1 protein-coding gene is annotated in these 555 nt (G+C 48.8%); it reads right to left on the minus strand.

From position 1 onward, the window contains the following. Positions 1 to 43: 43 nt before the first annotated feature. On the minus strand, positions 44 to 555 hold a 512-nt coding region (locus M3P05_RS20710; RefSeq protein ID WP_249702050.1), incomplete at its 5' end, for a helix-turn-helix domain-containing protein.

Genomic DNA, 555 nt, shown 5'->3' on the forward strand with positions numbered 1-555 from the left:
ACAAGCAGCGCCATAGAGATAAGCGTATTGATGTTGCTGCTGCCTACGAGACCGGGCCGAGTTCCTTTGGGAGCCCATATCCTGCTGATTGTATTTCGCTGTCCAAAACGAGCTTCATCTTGAAACCAGACATCGACATTGCAGGATAAAACGCCTGGAGGAAGAAGGCGTTTTGCTTCTTCTGAGAAGTTTTTTTAAAAGCCTCCTGCACCTCAATACACTGCTGAGGGTGGCGTGATCGCCCTGAAATCCATGACAGCCCGGCACAGTGCATAATGTTATAGGTTGTGGAGAGGCTACAAGTTATCTGGAACTTCTCCAGGAGCATAGTCTGGGCATCATGACCAGTAATACGGCCACCCGACTTCTGTTCTTGAAGCTCAACGATGGCAGACTTGAAAGACGCTGTATTCTCATCATTGAATAAAGGCTTTCGCCCTTTCCCTGGCTGATCTTTCATCGCCTCAAGACCGCCATGTTTGAAGCGGGAATGCCACTGTTTTACAGCTTGAACATGAACATCGAGGCGCTGGGCTACTTCAGAGGTAGAAAGTC

The sequence above is a fragment of the Parendozoicomonas callyspongiae genome (assembly GCF_023502345.1).
Lineage (GTDB): Bacteria > Pseudomonadota > Gammaproteobacteria > Pseudomonadales > Endozoicomonadaceae > Sansalvadorimonas > Sansalvadorimonas callyspongiae.